16 protein-coding genes are annotated in these 16,480 nt (G+C 66.8%); 6 read left to right on the forward strand and 10 right to left on the reverse strand.

The window, feature by feature from the left end; translation table 11 throughout:
- Complete coding sequence (gene thiD / locus VGN82_RS18285; RefSeq protein WP_327528466.1) at window positions 1-825, forward strand: bifunctional hydroxymethylpyrimidine kinase/phosphomethylpyrimidine kinase; 825 nt, start codon at window positions 1-3, stop codon at window positions 823-825.
- Window positions 822-2,981 carry a methylmalonyl-CoA mutase gene (gene scpA, locus VGN82_RS18290; RefSeq protein ID WP_327528467.1) on the forward strand — a complete coding sequence of 720 codons (2,160 nt, stop codon included), beginning with the start codon at window positions 822-824 and terminating at the stop codon, window positions 2,979-2,981. Before thiD ends, scpA begins: the two co-directional genes overlap by 4 nt.
- 62 nt (window positions 2,982-3,043) lie before the next feature.
- Here the strand turns inward: scpA and VGN82_RS18295 are convergent, their stop codons facing one another.
- From VGN82_RS18295 to VGN82_RS18315, 5 genes are all read right to left on the reverse strand, one after another.
- Window positions 3,044-3,319, reverse strand: coding sequence for a hypothetical protein (locus tag VGN82_RS18295; protein ID WP_327528468.1), 276 nt, complete (start codon window positions 3,317-3,319; stop codon window positions 3,044-3,046).
- Window positions 3,320-3,418: 99 nt separating this feature from the next.
- Window positions 3,419-4,207 carry an ABC transporter permease gene (locus tag VGN82_RS18300; protein WP_327528469.1) on the reverse strand — a complete coding sequence of 263 codons (789 nt, stop codon included), beginning with the start codon at window positions 4,205-4,207 and terminating at the stop codon, window positions 3,419-3,421.
- The gene (locus VGN82_RS18305) at window positions 4,204-5,109 is read right to left on the reverse strand and encodes an ABC transporter permease (protein WP_327528470.1); all 906 of its coding nucleotides are present in this window, start codon (window positions 5,107-5,109) and stop codon (window positions 4,204-4,206) included. Before VGN82_RS18305 ends, VGN82_RS18300 begins: the two co-directional genes overlap by 4 nt.
- Window positions 5,106-6,260, reverse strand: a complete 1,155-nt coding sequence (locus VGN82_RS18310) for an ABC transporter ATP-binding protein (RefSeq protein WP_327528471.1) — start codon at window positions 6,258-6,260, stop codon at window positions 5,106-5,108. Before VGN82_RS18310 ends, VGN82_RS18305 begins: the two co-directional genes overlap by 4 nt.
- Window positions 6,261-6,303: 43 nt before the next feature.
- A complete protein-coding gene (locus VGN82_RS18315; protein WP_327528472.1) occupies window positions 6,304-7,416 on the reverse strand; it encodes a polyamine ABC transporter substrate-binding protein in 1,113 nt (370 codons plus the stop codon).
- A gap of 131 nt (window positions 7,417-7,547) precedes the next feature.
- Here VGN82_RS18315 and VGN82_RS18320 point away from each other — a divergent pair, with 131 nt between their 5' ends.
- Together VGN82_RS18320 and VGN82_RS18325 are read left to right on the forward strand one after the other, a co-directional pair.
- Window positions 7,548-8,306, forward strand: coding sequence for a DUF3750 domain-containing protein (locus VGN82_RS18320; RefSeq protein ID WP_327528473.1), 759 nt, complete (start codon window positions 7,548-7,550; stop codon window positions 8,304-8,306).
- A 92-nt stretch (window positions 8,307-8,398) separates the two neighbouring features.
- A complete protein-coding gene (locus tag VGN82_RS18325) occupies window positions 8,399-9,337 on the forward strand; it encodes a glycine reductase (protein WP_327528474.1) in 939 nt (312 codons plus the stop codon).
- A 27-nt stretch (window positions 9,338-9,364) separates the two neighbouring features.
- Here VGN82_RS18325 and VGN82_RS18330 read toward each other — a convergent pair whose 3' ends face one another.
- Both VGN82_RS18330 and VGN82_RS18335 read right to left on the reverse strand, forming a co-directional pair.
- Entirely contained in the window at window positions 9,365-10,204 is an 840-nt protein-coding gene (locus VGN82_RS18330) for a lytic transglycosylase domain-containing protein (protein ID WP_327528475.1), read from the reverse strand.
- Complete coding sequence (locus VGN82_RS18335) at window positions 10,201-11,484, reverse strand: cystathionine gamma-synthase family protein (protein ID WP_327528476.1); 1,284 nt, start codon at window positions 11,482-11,484, stop codon at window positions 10,201-10,203. The genes VGN82_RS18330 and VGN82_RS18335 overlap by 4 nt, the downstream gene beginning before the upstream one ends.
- Window positions 11,485-11,641: 157 nt before the next feature.
- Here VGN82_RS18335 and VGN82_RS18340 point away from each other — a divergent pair, with 157 nt between their 5' ends.
- Complete coding sequence (locus VGN82_RS18340) at window positions 11,642-12,100, forward strand: Lrp/AsnC family transcriptional regulator (protein ID WP_327528477.1); 459 nt, start codon at window positions 11,642-11,644, stop codon at window positions 12,098-12,100.
- A gap of 4 nt (window positions 12,101-12,104) precedes the next feature.
- Here VGN82_RS18340 and VGN82_RS18345 read toward each other — a convergent pair whose 3' ends face one another.
- The 3 genes from VGN82_RS18345 to VGN82_RS18355 all read right to left on the reverse strand — a co-directional run bounded on the left by VGN82_RS18345 (window position 12,105) and on the right by VGN82_RS18355 (window position 15,281).
- A complete protein-coding gene (locus tag VGN82_RS18345; protein ID WP_327528478.1) occupies window positions 12,105-12,998 on the reverse strand; it encodes an alpha/beta hydrolase family protein in 894 nt (297 codons plus the stop codon).
- Window positions 12,999-13,074: 76 nt separating this feature from the next.
- Window positions 13,075-14,043, reverse strand: coding sequence for an alpha/beta hydrolase (locus VGN82_RS18350; protein ID WP_327528479.1), 969 nt, complete (start codon window positions 14,041-14,043; stop codon window positions 13,075-13,077).
- A gap of 158 nt (window positions 14,044-14,201) precedes the next feature.
- Complete coding sequence (locus VGN82_RS18355; RefSeq protein ID WP_327528480.1) at window positions 14,202-15,281, reverse strand: alpha/beta hydrolase; 1,080 nt, start codon at window positions 15,279-15,281, stop codon at window positions 14,202-14,204.
- A gap of 209 nt (window positions 15,282-15,490) precedes the next feature.
- Here VGN82_RS18355 and meaB point away from each other — a divergent pair, with 209 nt between their 5' ends.
- Window positions 15,491-16,477: a methylmalonyl Co-A mutase-associated GTPase MeaB gene (gene meaB, locus VGN82_RS18360; RefSeq protein ID WP_327528481.1), complete on the forward strand. Its 987-nt coding sequence runs from the start codon at window positions 15,491-15,493 to the stop codon at window positions 16,475-16,477.
- The last annotated feature ends 3 nt before the right edge of the window (window positions 16,478-16,480 follow it).

A 16,480-nucleotide genomic window follows, 5' to 3' on the forward strand; every position in this document is an offset into this window, starting at 1 on the left:
GTGACCGCCATCGCCGTGACAATCGCCGGATCTGATTCCAGCGGAGGAGCCGGTATCCAGGCCGACCTCAAGACCTTTGCGGCGCATCAGGTCTATGGCGCCAGCGTCATCGTCGCGCTGACGGCGCAGAACACCAAGGGCGTCAGCGCCATCCACGCCGTGCCCGCGGGTTTCGTCGCCAAGCAGATGGATGCGGTCTTCGAGGATCTCGACGTCGCCGCTGTGAAGATCGGCATGCTCGCGACGGCCGAGTTGATAGAGACCGTCGCTGCCGGGCTGAAGCGGCACAAGGCGCGCAATGTCGTGCTGGACCCGGTGATGGTCGCGGCGTCGGGGGCGCGCCTGCTGGAAAACGAGGCGGTCGATGCGATCCGGCGCCACATCTTCCCGCTCGCGACGCTGATCACGCCGAACCTGCCGGAAGCGTCCGCGCTGCTCGGCAGCAGCATCGCCGAGACGGAGGATGCCGTCGAGAAGCAGGCGGACAGGCTCGCAGCGCTCGGTGCCGCCAATGTCCTGATCAAGGGCGGCCATGGTAGCGGCGAGACAAGCAGCGACCTGCTTCTGCTCGCGGGCGGCAGCCGCCAGCGCTTCGAGGCGCCGCGCCTGGCGACCCGCAACACCCATGGCACGGGCTGCACCCTCTCCTCGGCGATCGCGTCCGGACTGGCGAAGGGGTTGGCGCTGCCGGAGGCGGTCGGCCACGCCAAGACCTACATCACGGCCGCGATCGCCGCCGCAGACGAGGTTCCGGTTGGCCATGGCCACGGGCCGGTGCATCATTTCCACCATTGGTGGGATCGAACGGGCGGGAGACAGCCATGACAGCCATCCCGGATTTCACGAAGCTGGCCTTTTCCGAAGCTGCGGCCGCGCCCGCCCTGCCGGTCGGCGAGGACTGGCTGACACCGGAAGGCATTGCGGTGAAGCCGGCCTACGGCGCCGAGGACCGCGACGGATTGCCTTTCGTCGATTCGCTGCCGGGCATCGCGCCCTATCTGCGCGGCCCCTATCCGACCATGTACGTCAACCAGCCCTGGACGATCCGGCAATATGCCGGCTTTTCGACGGCCGAGGACTCCAACGCCTTCTACCGGCGCAATCTTGCCGCCGGCCAGAAGGGGCTCTCGGTCGCCTTCGATCTGGCGACCCATCGCGGCTACGATTCGGACCATCCGCGCGTCGGCGGCGATGTCGGCATGGCCGGCGTCGCGATCGATTCGATCTACGACATGCGCACGCTGTTCTCCGGCATCCCGCTCGACCAGATGAGCGTGTCGATGACGATGAACGGCGCAGTCTTGCCGGTTCTGGCGCTGTACATCGTCGCGGCGGAAGAACAGGGCGTGCCGGCGTCCAAGCTCTCGGGGACCATCCAGAACGACATCCTCAAGGAGTTCATGGTCCGCAATACCTATATCTATCCGCCCTCCCCCTCGATGCGGATCATCGGCGACATCTTCTCCTACACCTCGGCCAACATGCCGAAGTTCAACTCAATCTCGATCTCCGGCTATCACATGCAGGAAGCGGGAGCGACGCAGGACCTCGAGCTCGGCTACACGCTGGCCGATGGCGTCGAATACATCCGGGCCGGGCAGCGGGCCGGTCTCGGCGTCGATGTCTTCGCGCCGCGCCTGTCGTTCTTCTGGGCCATCGGCATGAACTTCTTCATGGAGGTGGCGAAGCTGCGGGCAGGCCGGCTGATCTGGGCCAAGCTGGTCAAGGATTTCGGCGCGCAGAACGAGAAATCCCTGCCGCTGCGCACCCATTGCCAGACCTCCGGCTGGTCGCTGACGGCGCAGGACGTCTTCAACAACGTGCCGCGCACGATGATCGAGGCGATGGCGGCGACCCAGGGCCACACCCAGTCGCTGCACACCAACGCGCTCGACGAGGCGCTGGCGCTGCCGACCGACTTCTCCGCCCGAATCGCGCGCAACACGCAGATCGTGCTGCAGCAGGAGAGCGGCACCACCCGGATCATCGATCCCTGGGGCGGCTCCTATTATGTCGAGCGGTTGACGGCCGACCTGGCGAATAAGGCCTGGGGCCACATCCAGGAGGTCGAGGCGCTGGGTGGCATGGCCAAGGCGATCGAGGCCGGCATCCCGAAGCTGCGCATCGAGGAGGCCGCCGCCAAGACGCAGGCCCGCATCGACGGCGGCCAGCAGGCGATCATCGGCGTCAACCTGTTCAAGCCGGAGAACGAGGCCTCGATCGACGTGCTCAAGGTCGACAACGCCTCGGTGCGCGCACAGCAGCTCGACAAGCTGCGCAGGCTCAAGGCCGAACGTAACGAGGCCGATGTCCAGGCCGCGCTGACCGCCCTGACCAACGGCGCGCAGGGCGACGCCAACCTGCTCGATCTCGCGGTCAAGGCGGCGCGCGCCAAGGCGACCGTCGGCGAGATCTCGATGGCGATGGAAAAGGTGTTCGGACGGCACAGGGCCGAGATCAAGGCGATCTCGGGCGTCTACAAGCGGGAGGTCGGCGAGATGAACCCAGCCGTGACGCGCGTCCAACTGATGTGCGAGGCCTTCGAGGAGGCAGATGGGCGTCGCCCGCGCATCCTGGTCGCCAAAATGGGGCAGGACGGGCACGACCGCGGCCAGAAGGTGATCGCCTCGGCATTCGCCGATCTTGGCTTCGACGTCGACATCGGGCCCCTCTTCGCCACGCCCGACGAGGCGGCGCGGCAGGGCGTCGAGAACGACGTCCATATCATCGGGGTCTCCTCGCTCGCGGCGGGACACCTGACACTGGTACCGGAACTCAAGGCCGCGCTCGCCAAGGCCGGCCGGCCTGACATCATGATCGTGGTCGGTGGCGTCATCCCGCCGCAGGATTTCGACGCCCTGATCGAGGCCGGCGCCTCGGCGATCTTCCCGCCCGGCACCGTCATCGCGGACGCAGCCGAGAAGCTGCTCCAGGACCTCAACGGCCGGCTTGGCTACGTCCAGCGCACGGCGGCCGAGTAGCAGACAGGCGCGGCCGGCGGGCCGCGCCTGTCGCCGTGGTCACGCGGCGTCTTTACGCGACATCAACGCCAGCCGTAACCATAGCCGTAACGCGGCCCACGCGGGGGCGGCGGGCGGAAGCCGTAGCCGTCATTGTAGCGCTGCCAGCGGCGGTGGCCCCAGTAGCCATGGACAGCCGGCGGCGGGGGACGCCAGCCATAGGCGGGGCGGTCGTAGCCTCCCTCGTAGCGGCCGCCGAACGCCTCCGCCGAGCCGACATTTACGAAGCTTGCGGTGATCAATGCGGCCGCGCCGACGACGAAGGTGGCAACGCTGGCGCCTGCGAATTTGCGGAACATGGTCCCTGTCCTGTCTGGTGGCCAGGGACATCCCTGACCTGACACGGACATTCGCAGATCGCGTCTGAACGGCCGTTGAGGGCGTCGTTCACGCGCCGTTTAACCGCCCGTCGCCTGCTCGCGCTTCAGAAGGAGCGATGCAACGATCACGGCCAAAGCGACGCTCCCGATCATGATCGTGCAGGCGGCGTTGATCTCCGGCGAAACGCCGAGCCTGATCGCCGAATAAAGCCGCATCGGCAGCGTGGTCGCGCCTGGCCCGGTGGCGAAGCTCGCGATCACGAGATCATCGAGCGAGAGCGTGAATGCCAGCATCCAGGCAGCGGCGACGCCTGGCCAGATCAGCGGCAGCGTTACCGTCCAGAACGTCACCAGCGGCGTCGCGCCGAGATCCTGCGCCGCCTCCTCGAGCGAGCGGTCGAAGCCGGCGAGCCGCGACTGCACGACGATGCAGGAGAAGCCGAGCGCGAAGGTCGCGTGGGCGATCGTCACGGTCCAGAAGCCGCGCTCCACCTCGGCGGCCACGAAGAGCAGCAGCAGGGAGAGCCCGGTAATCACCTCCGGCATGACCAGCGGCGCCAGCACCATGCCGGAAAACAGCATGCGCCCCCGGAAGCGGCCCTGGCGGGCGAGCGCCAACGCCGCCAGCGTGCCCAGCGCAGTGGCGAGCGTCGCGGAGACGAAGGCGAGCCTGACGCTGAGCCAGGCTGCATCGAGCAGTGCCTCGTTGCGGAGCAGCGCGCCGTACCACTGCGTCGAGAACCCGCCCCAGACGGTGACGAGCCGCGACGCGTTGAAGGAATAGGCGATGAGCGCAAGGATCGGCAGATACAGAAAGGCGAACCCGGCGACGAGGGCGAGGATCAAGCCTGGACCGAGGCGTCTCATGCCGGCGAGCCCCTGCCCTGCCGCGCCCGCTGCAGTAACGCCAGCGGCAGGACGAGCACGATCAGCAGCACGATCGCGACGGCAGAAGCCAGTGGCCAGTCGCGGTTCGAGAAGAACTCGTTCCAGAGCACCTTGCCGATCATCACCGTATCGGGCCCGCCGAGCAGGTCGGGGATGACGAACTCGCCGACGGAGGGAATGAAGACCAGCGCCGAACCGGCGAGGATGCCGGGCAACGAGAGCGGCAGGGTCACGGTCAGGAAAGCCCTCACCGGCGTGGCGCCGAGATCGGCTGCGGCTTCGAGCAGGCTGCGGTCGAGCTTCTCCAGCGTCGCGAAGAGCGGCAGTACCATGAAGGGCAGATAGGAATAGACCATGCCGATCAGCACAGCGGCCTCGGTGTTGAGCAGGCGCAGAGGCTCGTTCGCGAGACCGAACGCGCCGAGTGCCATGTCGAGCAGGCCTTCGGGCCGCAGGATGCCGATCCAGGCGTAGACGCGGATCAGGAACGAGGTCCAGAACGGGAGGACCACGAGCAGGAGCAGGATCGGCCCCCAGCGCCGGGGCGCGGCCGCCATCGCATAGGCAAGCGGATAGCCTATCGCGAGCGCGATCAGCGTTGTCAGGGCGGCGATGCGCAGGGATTGGAGATAGCTCTGCCAGTAGAGCTCATCATCCGCGAGCAGGCGGAAATTCTCGAGATCGAGCTGCCCGAGGAACTCGCCGAGCTTCGCGAGCCCCTCGAAATGCGGCGCATAGGGCGGCAGCGCCTGATCGGCGTCCGACAGCGCCATCCTGAGCACGATCGCGAAGGGCGCCAGGAAGAACAGCAACAGCCAGAGATAGGGCACCGCCACGACGAGGCGCCCCTTGCGAACCGCGGGCGAAGCAGGCGCGCTCATGGCGGCAACAGCAGCCCGGCCTCGACATCCCAGGCGAGCCAGACCTTGTCTTCCCAGGCGAAGGGCCGGGCGATACGGCGCGTCCGGTTGGCAAGCGCAACCTTGACCAGATGTCCGCCTTCGCCGCCGACCATGACCTGGACCATGGTAAAATCGCCGAGGTAGCCGATGTCCCAGATCTCGCCGCGGACCTTGTTGCTGACGCCGTGCGGCTCGTCATGGGCGAGATCGATCTTCTCCGGCCGCAGCCCGACCAGCGCCGCCTCGCCCACGGCGAGCGCCGCGTCCTCCTCGTCGAGGATGACAGGCCCGACGAAGGGCGTCTCGACGGTGATGAGCTCACCGTCGACGGCCGCGACGCGACCTTCGAAGATGTTGATGTCGCCGACGAACTCGGCGACGTAGCGATTGGCCGGTGCCTCGTAGATGACGTCGGGCGGGCCGATCTGGACGAGCCGGCCATGGTCCATCACCGCCATCCGATCCGCCATGGTCATGGCCTCGTCCTGGTCGTGCGTCACCACCATGAAGCTCAGGCCAAGCTCGCTCTGCAGGTCCATCAGCTCGAACTGGGTCGCCTCGCGCAGCTTGCGGTCGAGCGCCGCCATCGGTTCGTCCAGCAGGAGCAGCTTCGGCCGCTTGGCGAGCGCGCGGGCGAGCGCGACGCGCTGGCGCTGCCCGCCCGAAAGTTGCTCCGGCCTGCGCCGACCCAGGCCCTCCAGCTTGACCAGCCCCAGCATCTCCTCGACGCGACGGGTGATCTCGGCGCGCGGCAGTCCCTCACGCTTGAGGCCGTAGGCGACATTGTCGGCAACGCTCAGATGCGGAAACAGCGCATAGGACTGGAACATCATGTTGACCGGCCGCAGATGCGGCGGCACGGCGGTGACATCGACCCCGTCGAGCAGGATCTCGCCGGCATCGGGCCGCTCGAAACCCGCCAGCATCCGCATCAGCGTGCTCTTGCCGCAGCCGGAGGGACCGAGCAGCGCAAAGAACTCGCGCGGATAAAGCGACAGCGAGAGATCCGAGACCGCCGTCACCGGGCCGAAGCGCTTGACCACGTTGCGGAACTCGACGAGCGGTTTGGCCGCCGGATCATTCCAGGGCTGGAAGGCCCGGCGCACGCTGCCGGGCGATGCCTTGCGCATGGTCACTGCGCCCCGTCCGTCACTCGTCACTTCGTCTCGACCATTACTTGCCGGTTTTCACCCGGGTCCAGAGCCGGTTGACCAGCCGCTGCGACTTCTGGTCGTAGGGCGTGATGGTGTACAGCCGCGACATGACCGCCTCGGACGGATAGATGCCCGGATTGTCGCGCACCGCAGCCGAAAGCAGCGGCTTCGAGGCGATGTTGCCATTGGCGTACTGGATGAAATCCGAATTCTTCGCCGCCATCTCCGGCCGGTTGACGAAATCGATGAAGGCGCGGGCGGCCTCCGGATTGGCGGCGTCCTTCGGAATGACGAAGGAATCGAACCACATCAGCGCGCCTTCTTTCGGGATCGCATAGGCGATCTCGACCTTGTTCTTCGCTTCCTCGGCGCGCTTCCTGGCCTGCAGCACGTCGCCGGAATAGCCAACGGCGAGGCAGATATCGCCATTGGCGAGCGCGTTGATGTATTCCGACGAGTGGAACTTCTGGATGTGGGGACGGATCTTGCGCAGCAACTCGCCGGCCTTGTTCAGGTCGGCCTCCGCCTTGGAGTCCGGGTTCAGGCCGAGATAGCGCAGCGCCGCGGGAAACAGTTCCTCGACCGCATCGAGAACATGGACGCCGCAATTGGAGAGCTTCTTGAGCTGGTCGGGCTCGAACAGGATCTTCCAGCTGTCGATCACCGCATCGGGACCGAGCCGTTCCTTGATCTTGGCGACGTTGTAGCCGATGCCGGTGGTGCCCCACATGTAATTGGCGGCGTAGACGTTGCCGGGGTCGTATTTGGCCAGCCTTCCCTGGATCTCGGGCCAGGCGTTCTTGAGGTTGGGAACCTTGGCGGCATCGATCGGCGCATAGAGACCGAGCGGGATGTGGCGCGGCAGGAAGGATGCCGTGACGACGATCAGGTCGTAGCCGGTCTTTCCGGCAAGGAGCTTGGTCTCGACCGTCTCCATCTGGTCGAAGGTGTCGTAGACGACGGTGATCCCGGTTTCCTTCTTGAAGGCATCGAGAACCTCCGGATCGACATAGTCGGACCAGTTGTAGATGCGCAGTTCCTTGCTCTGCGCGCCGGCGGTGCCATTGGCCAGGAGCGCGAGCCCCAGCACCGCGCCCGATACGATCCCCTTCAGCCAACTCCGCGCCGTCATGATCCGTCCGATTCCCCCTGTGGCAGACGGCGCCGAAGCTAACAGCTTGGCGCCGCGCCTCAAGCCGTTGTGATCCGGTGCCCCCGGCAAACGACCTTGCGATGCAACATGGCTGCCACATATCATCCGCCATGCGTCTCTCCCGCTTTATTCCCGGGCTTTTCCTGCTGCTGTTCGTGCTGCCTCTGGCAACCCATGCCGCATGGTGGGCGATGCAGGCCAATGCGGATGACTGGCGGCGCGCCGACTGGTCGAGCGCGCAGCTCCTGCCCGCGGCCTCGGTCGAGCAAGAACCGACCGTCCATGTCTTCGCCGCTCGCGTCGGCCGCTGGCGCGGCGTCTTCGCGCATCATTCCTGGGTGGTGGTGAAGGAGCGTGGCGCCAGTGCCTATACGCGCTTCGACGTGGTGGGCTGGGGCACGCCCGTGCGCGTCAACCATCGCGAGGCGGATGGGCGCTGGTACGGCAACCTGCCCGAACTCGTCACCGAGATCCGGGGCGAGGCGGCGGAGCGGCTGATCCCGCGCATCCGCGAAGCGGTCAAGAGCTATGCCTATGCCATGCCCGGCACCTATCAGGCCTGGCCGGGGCCGAATTCGAACAGCTTCGTCCAGCATGTCATGGCCGAGGTTCCGGAGCTCGCGCAGGCGCTGCCGCCGACCGCGATTGGAAAGGATTTTCGCGACGACGGCCTTTTCGCCGGGCTGACCCCCAGCCGCACGGGCATACAGGCCTCGCTCTACGGGCTGCTTGGCGTGACGGTCGGCTGGGTCGAGGGCGTCGAGGTCAACCTGCTCGGACTGGTCGCGGGACTCGATCTGCGCAGTCCGGCACTGAAGCTGCCCGGCTGGGGCCGGATCGGCGCGCTGACGTCGGCGCAGGCGTCCTAGCCGGCGCTTGCGAGGCGGCACAGCTCGGCAAATTGCCCAAATTCCGCTGCATCGTTGCAGGGGAGATGGTTCGGGAGCTGGAGCAACCGACGATGGACAGCTCACGAAGCGAGGATTTGGGTTTCGCACCGGTCCATGACGTTCCGATCCCCTACCTGCAGCGCGTCCGCAGCTATTATCAGGCACTGGGCTATGGGGCGCCCTATGAGTGGGCGCATTACGCAGCCGTGCCGTTCCAGCCATTGGGGAAATCGCTGGCGCAGAGCCGCGTCGCACTCATCACCACGGCCGCGCCCTACCAGCCGGGCAAGGGCGATCAAGGCCCAGGCGCTGCCTACAATGCGGCAGCCAAGTTCTACTCCGTCTATTCGGGCGACAGCGCCAGCGATCATGACTTGCGCATCTCGCATGTCGCGGTCGACCGCACGCATACGACCGGCGAGGATATCGCGGCCTATTTTCCCCTGGCCGCGCTGCGCAGCGCGCAGGCTTCCGGACGGATCGGCGCAATCGCACCGCGCTTCCATGGCCTTCCGACCAACCGCAGCCATCGCACGACGCTCGAGATCGATTGCCCGGAGCTCGTGGCGCGATGCAAGGCCGACGCCGTCGATGCGGCAATCCTCGTGCCGAACTGTCCCGTCTGCCACCAGAGCGTCAGCCTCGCCGCGCGGCTCCTCGAGGCCAGTGGCATCGCGACCGTCATCATGGGGTGCGCCAAGGACATCGTCGAGCATGTCGGCGTGCCGCGGTTGCTGTTCTCCGATTTCCCGCTCGGCAATGCCGCGGGGCGGCCCAACGACAACGCTTCGCAGGCGGCGACACTCGACCTGGCGCTGACCACGCTGGAACGGGCGCCGGCACCACGAACGACGGTTCAGTCCCCGCTGATCTGGGCGCCGACCCCGGATTGGAAGCTCGATTACTGCAATATCGACCGCCTCTCACCGGAAGAGATCAGACGCCGGCGGTCGGATTTCGATGCGCAGAAGGAAACGGCAAAGGCTCTGAGAGAGCAGGTCCGCGGCTAGGCCGCCCGGGCTACGGCCGGACCGTGGCTAGTTTCGCAGCACCGCGCAGTTCCCGCCGGCACGCCGGAGCCGGTCGCAGAAGACGCTGGCCTCGCGCATGGTCTGCGCAGGCAGGCGGACACGGTAGAACGGGGCACGCCCGCGTCCCGCGATGCGCGAGCCGAGGATCAGCGTCGGCCTGTCTGCTAGTAACGAGGCGAAGCGCAGCGCGATCGCCTGATAGGACCGGATCGCGCGGGCCTTGGAGACATTGCCGGCGAGCTGCACGCCGAAGGGCGCGTAGACGCCCTCGATCAGCGCCGGCGGCGCCGAACGGCGGATCGAGGCCACCGTCGGCAGGCAGTCGGTATTGACCGTCGTCGGATCCGGCGGCGTTTCGCCCGCGCCCGGGCGCCACTCCTCAACGCCGCGGCCGGTGATGAAACGTACATAGGCCTGCGTTTCGAAGGGCAATCCGCCACCCTGCCCGAGCCAGCGCGAGACCCGCGCCGGCCCGGCATTATAGGCTGCGGCAGCCAGGCCGAGATTGCCGAACTGCGCCTTCAGCGCCGCGAGATAGGCAGCCGAAGCCGGGATCGCGGCTTCCGGATCGAAGGGATCGGCAAGGCCGCGCTCATTCGCCGTGCCGGGCATGAACTGGGCGATGCCCTGCGCGCCGACGGGACTCGTGACATGCGGCCGGAAGCTGCTTTCACGCCAGATCAGCCGGGTGAAGAAGGCGACCGGCAGCCTGCTCTCACCTGCTGCCTTCTCGATCAGGCGGCAGATCGTTTCCGCGACGCTTTCCTGCTGCTCGGCCGCGACAAGGGGCGAGGTCGCGCAGGACGCGACCCAGATCAGCGCTCCGAAAAGCGCCGCCCGCCTCACACCGCTTCCAGCGCCTGCGCCAGATCGGAGATGAGATCCTCGATGTTCTCGATGCCGACCGAAATGCGGATCAGCGCATCGGTCAGGCCGATCTCCTCGCGCAATGCGCGCGCGACGCCCGAATGCGTCATCGCCGCGGGGTGCGAGACCAGCGTCTCGGTGCCGCCGAGCGAGACGGCGAGCTTCATGATCTGGAGGTGGTCGAGCAGTGCGAAGGCCTCCTTCTCGCCGCCCTTCACGTCGAAGGCGAAGGTCGAGCCGGCCGCCGTGCATTGGCGATCGAAGACGGTCTTGCGCGGGTCGTCGGCTGCGAGCGAGCCAAGGTAGTGTACGCGCGCGATCTTCGGATGGGCGGCGAGGTATTCGGCGACGAGCTTGGCGTTCTCATTGGCGCGGCTCATGCGGATGTCGAGCGTCTCGAGCGAGCGCATCAGCATCCAGCAGGAATTCGGATCGAGCTGCGTGCCGAGCGAGCCGCGCCAGCCCTTGACCTGCCTCACCAGCGCGTCCGAACCGCTGATCGAGCCGCCGACGAGATCGGAATGACCGCCGACATATTTCGTCAAGGACAGCAGCGAGAGATCTGCGCCGTGCTTCAGCGGCTTCTGGTATTTCGGCCCGAGCATGGTGTTGTCGACCACGACCGGCGGGCGATGGCCCTGCGCCTTTTCCAGTTCGTCGGCGATCATTGCGCAGGCGGCGAGATCGACCAGCCCGTTGGTCGGGTTGGCCGGCGTCTCGACAAGGATCATGCCGACGCGCCCCTTGGCGGCTGCAGCCTTCGCGGTGGCGCGCATCTGCGCGACATCGAGCCCGTCGGTGAAGCCGAAGGGCGTGACGCCGAAGGCGCCCATCTGGTTCTTCAGGAGGGTTTCCGTGCCGCCATAGAGCGGGCGCGAATGGATGATGGTGTCGCCCGGCCGCAGAAAGGCGAAGCAGGTCGTCGCGATCGCCGCCATGCCGCTGGCGAAGACGGCGCAGCGTTCCGCCTCGTCCCAGATGGCGAGGCGATCCTCGAGGATTTCCATGTTGGGGTGGTTGAAGCGGGAATAGACCAGCCCCGGCTTCTCGCCGGGCTTCGGCTGGCGGCGGCCGGAAGTGAAATCGAAGAAGTCCTTGCCCTGCTGGGCGTTCTCGAAAACGAACGTCGAGGTCAGAAAGACCGGCGGCTTGAGCGAGCCTTCCGACATCGCCGGCGAATAGCCGAAGCCCATCATCAGGGTCTCGGGATGCAGCTTGCGGTTGGCGATCCGGTCCTTGTGATAGCTGTCGTCGCTCATGGTGGCCTCGCTGGTTGAACTCTGGCGGAAAGCGCTCGCGGGTTCGCTCTGGCGATCAGGATAAGCCTGCTGCGTGACGATTGCTTGGATGCAATCAACTCCCTAGAGATTGATTCCAGCAGCTTAATGCCAAGAACGAGATCATTGGAAGCAGACCATGCTCGACAGCGTCGATCGCCGCATGCTCGCCGTCCTTCAGGAGGATGGCCGCATCACCAATCAGGACCTGTCGCAGAAGGTCGGCCTGTCGCCGACGCCATGCCTGCGCCGGCTGAAGCGCCTCGAGGAGACCGGCGTCATCCAGGGCTATTCGGCCACCGTCGATCCCAAGGCCTACGGCCTGCCGTTCAGCGTTTTCGTCTCGGTCAGGCTGTCGCAGCAGACGCAGGAGCACATCGCCGAATTCGAGAAGGCGGTGGAAGGCTGGAACGAAGTGACCGAATGCTACCTGATGACCGGCTCGCAGGACTATCTCCTGCGCGTCCTGACCGACGGGATCGAGGGCTATGAGCGCTTCCTGAAGCAGAAGATGACCCGACTGAAGTGCATCCAGTCGGTCGAATCGAACTTCGCGCTCGCGACCGTCAAGAAGCGCATCGGCCTGCCGTTGATCTGAAATTTTACTTGCCGCCGAACAGGGCGTCGGCTGCCGCATTGGCCATCTGCCGGGACTGATGCGCCACGCCCGGCACGACGATCTCGCGCCAGCGGCTTTCGGCGCCGAGCCGCTTCGCCTCACCGACCGCGACGACCATGAAGTGCTCGCCGCGCGCCAGACGGTTCGCCCCTTGCGCCTGCGCACCCCTGCTCTTGTTGAGCTGGGGATGATCGGGGTCGATGTCCTGATCTCCCAGCATGACCCATAGCGGCTTGGCGAAGGCGGCCTTCAGCGTGGCTTCCGTCGCAGGGGTGCCTTCGAGGGAATAGGGATAGGCAAGGCCGCCTGCGCCCTCCCGCCAAACAGGCAGCGTGTAGTAGCCCGCATTGGCGCTCACCGCCGTCGAGTAGCGGGCCTCGGGCAGCAGCAGCGCCATGCGATGAACGAATTGGGCGCCGGCCGAATGGCCGAAGAGCACATAGCTCGTCCCCGAAACGCGACCGCTTTTCAGCGCGCGGTCGAAGAAGCGCTCGATGATGGAATAGACCCACCGGGTACGATCCGGTTCGCCGCGCACGCCGCCCTGCTGGAACAGCCGCGTCGGGAAGCGCTCCTTGTCGAAATGCGGAGCGGCGACCAGAAGCCCGTAGCGCTCGGCTGCCTCACCCCAGTTGTCCCGCGCGGCCTCCGCATTGCGGTTGAGACCGTGCAGCGAGACCACGAGCGGGCAAGGCTTTGCCGCGCAGGCGGCCGGCACATAGGTCTCGACATTGATCATCTCGGCGCCGGACGCGGAAACGTCCTCGTGCAGGACGTGGCTGCGACCGGGCTCCTGGAACGGCGTCAGGTCATGCGCCGCAGCAGCATGGAGGCCTAACCAGGTCAGCAGGGCAAGAACCGTTGCACGCCCGATCATCGCCGCTCGCTCCCGCCGGACCATCGCAGCGATCCTGCGCGAGACGGCCCTCCCCGGCAAGCGGGTCCGTCGGGCCCTAGCTGCGATCCATGGCGCGGCGCACGACCTGCGTGACCTCGCTGTCCGACAGGAACAGGTCGTGCCTCAGCATGCTCCAGCCACGGCCGGAGGTGTCCGCCACACGCACGCCCAGCGCTTCGAGGCGGGTGCGATCGGCCGCGCCCGCGCGGGCGACGCCACCGGCGATGCGTGCCGAGACCGCCAGTGCGCGATCGCCGGGATCGATGATCAGCGTCATGCGCCGGGCAAGCGGACCCAGCTTCGAGACGGTCTGCTCGAAGGCGTCGATGTCGATGTCCGGCGAGGCGAAGACGACCGAGCCGATGCGGGAATAGACTTCGGCCTGATCGCGCAGCTCACGCAGGGCTTCCAGCGTCAGGAAGGTGCCCATCGAATGCGCGACGATGTGGATGCGCCCGACGGTCGGATTCGCGACGAGCGCCTGGAGCGCCTTGACGAAACCATCACGCGACCAGAGCGCACTTTCGCGATCATAGGCGTAATCGAAGAGCTTGCCGCCCGACGGCCAGGAGAAGACCGCGGTCCGGCCCTGGAACTCGAGCGAATGCGAGAGCTGCCCGGCGCTTCGCGCTGCGGACTCGAAGGTCTCGTTGTAGCCATGCACGTAAAGCAGGACGTCGCGGCCGTTCGCGGCCTGCGCAAAGGCACGCGCCGCGTCGGTGGATGTCTGGTGGTCGATGCCGAGCACCGCCCAGTCCCCGCTCACGGCGGAGGAAACACGGCCCGCGATGCCGTTGCCGGGCGGCGAGATCCGCGCCTCGGCGAAGGTCAGAGCTCCGCGATCGCTGCCGAAGAAGGGCTGGCGCCCGCCGACCGACTTGCGCGTGGTGACGACGAGAAGCTCCGGCTCCTTGCCGAGCGCGGATGCATCCGCGCGGGTCGGCTCCGAGAAAGGCGAGACGGCGGCCTCGGTCTGGGCGCAGGCCGAGAGCGCGAGCGAGAGCAGCGCGGCGAGAGCCGCCATGCGACAGGAAGGCGCGTGCCGTGAACCGGGCATCGTGTCAGGCATCCGATGGTTGTGATCGGCCGAGTTGGCCAGCTACGCCTTAACGACAGGCTAACGCGGCCAGAATGCGGCAGGCCGGCGGCGTGATGAAATTCGCTGGGAGCTGTGGCCGCGGATCAACGGCCGCCGGAAATGATCGTGATCGGCGCCGTCACGACGAGCCCGACGGTGGATCCAACCGTCCCGACCACGCCGCCGGCGACATCCCCCAGCCGCTCGCCGAAATGAGGACCGGCAGTGGCGATGCCTCTGTCGGCCTGCAGGCGCTGGCCGATCAACTGGACGACCTTGGGGGACGAGGCGAACTTGCCATGGTTGAGGCGGTCGCTGGTCGACACCTCCGACAGGTCGATGATGCGGGCGCCGAGCTTGTCGAGCTCGGCAATGATCTCGGTGTCCTTGGCCGAAACTGCGCCAAGACGGGTCTTGTCGCCGGCGAAGCGCCGCGAGAAGTCCAGTGCGCGGTCGTCGGCGGAGACGAAGACGGTCACCGGCCGCTTGGTCTGGCGCATCATCGTCTTGAAGACGTCGAGATCGACATCGGGCGCCGCCAGCATGACGTCGCGCAGCTTGCCACCGAAGCTGCCGTCGCCGCGGATCGAGGCTTGCCGCAACGCTTCCATCGTCAGCATCGTACCCATCGAATGGGCGAGGATGTCCATGCGCGTCGTGCCGAGGTCGCGCGAGATCGCCCTCAGATTCAACTCCAGGAAATCGCGCGAATAGATCGCACTCTCGCGATCATAGGGATAGGCGAGGACCTCCCCGCGCGACGGCCAGGTGAACAGCACCGGCACGCCCTTGAAGCCGGAATCGTAGACGATCTGGGCGAAGCGGTAGGCGGCATCGGCGAAATTGGTGTTGAAGCCGTGGACGAAGATCAGAACGTCTCGCTGGTCCGGCGGACGCCGCATGATCTCGCGACGCACGTCGGCGACGATCGGGGCGAGATCAAGTCGCTCGACGCGCGTCACCGCGAAGTGTTTGGCGGGGTCGCCCGGGCCGGAATCCGGCAGCTCCAGTTCGCCGGGCTTGTGGGTGCGGGGGACGGTGAAGTCGAGCCGGGCGAAGGCCAGCTTCGAGGCGCGCTCGCCGTTGAAATAGATCGGCTCGGCCGCAGCCTGGCGCGTGGTGGCGACGAAGATCTCGACCTTGCCGGCAACATCGGTCGACGGCGCCGTGCTGATGTCCAGCACGCGCGGCGTTCCGCAGGCGCCAAGCGCCAGCGACGCGAGCAACGCCCACGCAAGAACCCGAAACCGCAGCACCATCGACGCCATCATCAGCCCACACGTCTCACCGAAGTGACGTATGAGCAAGTGGCGCACAGGCCACAGCGTGGAAGTATCGGCTCGTGCCGTTCGCGGCCTTGTCGCACCGCGGCGGGCCTTGCTAGTTGGGTGTCATGGCCGACCTCCCCGCCTCCGTCGCTGACCTAGCCCAGGCACTGCTTGCCGGCGAGCGCGCAGCGTTGGCGCGTGCCATCACGCTGGCGGAATCGCGCCGCGCCGACCATCGCGGGCAGGCGCAGGCGTTGATCCAGCGTCTGCTGCCCAAGACAGGCGGGGCCATCCGTATCGGCATCACCGGCGTTCCCGGCGTCGGCAAGTCGACGACGATCGATGCCCTCGGCAGCTTTCTGACGGCGAAGGGGCATAAGGTCGCGGTGCTGGCCGTCGATCCCTCCTCGACGCGTACCGGCGGCTCGATCCTCGGCGACAAGACCCGCATGGCGCGCCTCGCCGTCGATCCGAGCGCTTACATCAGGCCCTCGCCTTCCTCGGGCACGCTCGGAGGCGTCGCCGCCAAGACACGCGAGACCATGCTGCTCTGCGAGGCCGCGGGCTTCGACGTGATCCTGGTCGAGACGGTCGGCGTCGGGCAGTCGGAGACCGCCGTCGCCGACCTGACCGACTTCTTCCTCGTGCTGATGCTGCCCAATGCCGGCGACGAGCTGCAGGGCATCAAGAAGGGCATCATCGAGCTCGCCGACATGATTGCCGTCAACAAGGCAGATGGTGCCGGCGCAACCGCGGCCCGCGCCGCCGCGGCGCAGTACCGGTCGGCGCTGCATATCCTCGCCCCCGCCTCCAGCCTGTGGTCGACGCCGGTGGTCACGATCTCGGGCCTGACCGGCGAGGGCCTCGAGGAACTCTGGGCGAAGATCGAGGATCATCGCTCGCGCCACGAGGCGAAGGGGTTGATCGCGCAGAAGCGCCACCGCCAGGACGTGAAATGGATGTGGGCTCTGGTCAACGACCGGCTCCAGGCCAGGCTGCGGCACGACCCCGCGCTCAAGGCACGTACCCCGATCCTCGAAGCCGAAGTCGCCGCCGGCCGGCTCGCGCCAACGCTGGCCGCCGAGGAGATCGCCCGGGCTCTGGGGCTTTGAAGC

The sequence above is a fragment of the Allobosea sp. genome, assembly GCF_035999205.1.
Taxonomy (GTDB): Bacteria; Pseudomonadota; Alphaproteobacteria; order Rhizobiales; family Beijerinckiaceae; genus Allobosea.

Excerpts from the sequence above, each read along its gene's own strand:
- VGN82_RS18325 (WP_327528474.1), top strand. The coding sequence starts at position 8,399 with ATGGACAGCTCACGAAGCGAGGATTTGGGTTTCGCACCGGTCCATGAC.
- VGN82_RS18300 (WP_327528469.1), bottom strand. The coding sequence starts at position 4,207 with ATGAGACGCCTCGGTCCAGGCTTGATCCTCGCCCTCGTCGCCGGGTTC.
- VGN82_RS18340 (WP_327528477.1), top strand. The coding sequence starts at position 11,642 with ATGCTCGACAGCGTCGATCGCCGCATGCTCGCCGTCCTTCAGGAGGAT.
- VGN82_RS18320 (WP_327528473.1), top strand. The coding sequence starts at position 7,548 with ATGCGTCTCTCCCGCTTTATTCCCGGGCTTTTCCTGCTGCTGTTCGTG.
- VGN82_RS18295 (WP_327528468.1), bottom strand. The coding sequence starts at position 3,319 with ATGTTCCGCAAATTCGCAGGCGCCAGCGTTGCCACCTTCGTCGTCGGC.
- VGN82_RS18350 (WP_327528479.1), bottom strand. The coding sequence starts at position 14,043 with ATGGCGGCTCTCGCCGCGCTGCTCTCGCTCGCGCTCTCGGCCTGCGCC.
- VGN82_RS18335 (WP_327528476.1), bottom strand. The coding sequence starts at position 11,484 with ATGAGCGACGACAGCTATCACAAGGACCGGATCGCCAACCGCAAGCTG.
- VGN82_RS18310 (WP_327528471.1), bottom strand. The coding sequence starts at position 6,260 with ATGCGCAAGGCATCGCCCGGCAGCGTGCGCCGGGCCTTCCAGCCCTGG.
- VGN82_RS18305 (WP_327528470.1), bottom strand. The coding sequence starts at position 5,109 with ATGAGCGCGCCTGCTTCGCCCGCGGTTCGCAAGGGGCGCCTCGTCGTG.
- VGN82_RS18345 (WP_327528478.1), bottom strand. The coding sequence starts at position 12,998 with ATGATCGGGCGTGCAACGGTTCTTGCCCTGCTGACCTGGTTAGGCCTC.
- scpA (WP_327528467.1), top strand. The coding sequence starts at position 822 with ATGACAGCCATCCCGGATTTCACGAAGCTGGCCTTTTCCGAAGCTGCG.
- VGN82_RS18315 (WP_327528472.1), bottom strand. The coding sequence starts at position 7,416 with ATGACGGCGCGGAGTTGGCTGAAGGGGATCGTATCGGGCGCGGTGCTG.
- meaB (WP_327528481.1), top strand. The coding sequence starts at position 15,491 with ATGGCCGACCTCCCCGCCTCCGTCGCTGACCTAGCCCAGGCACTGCTT.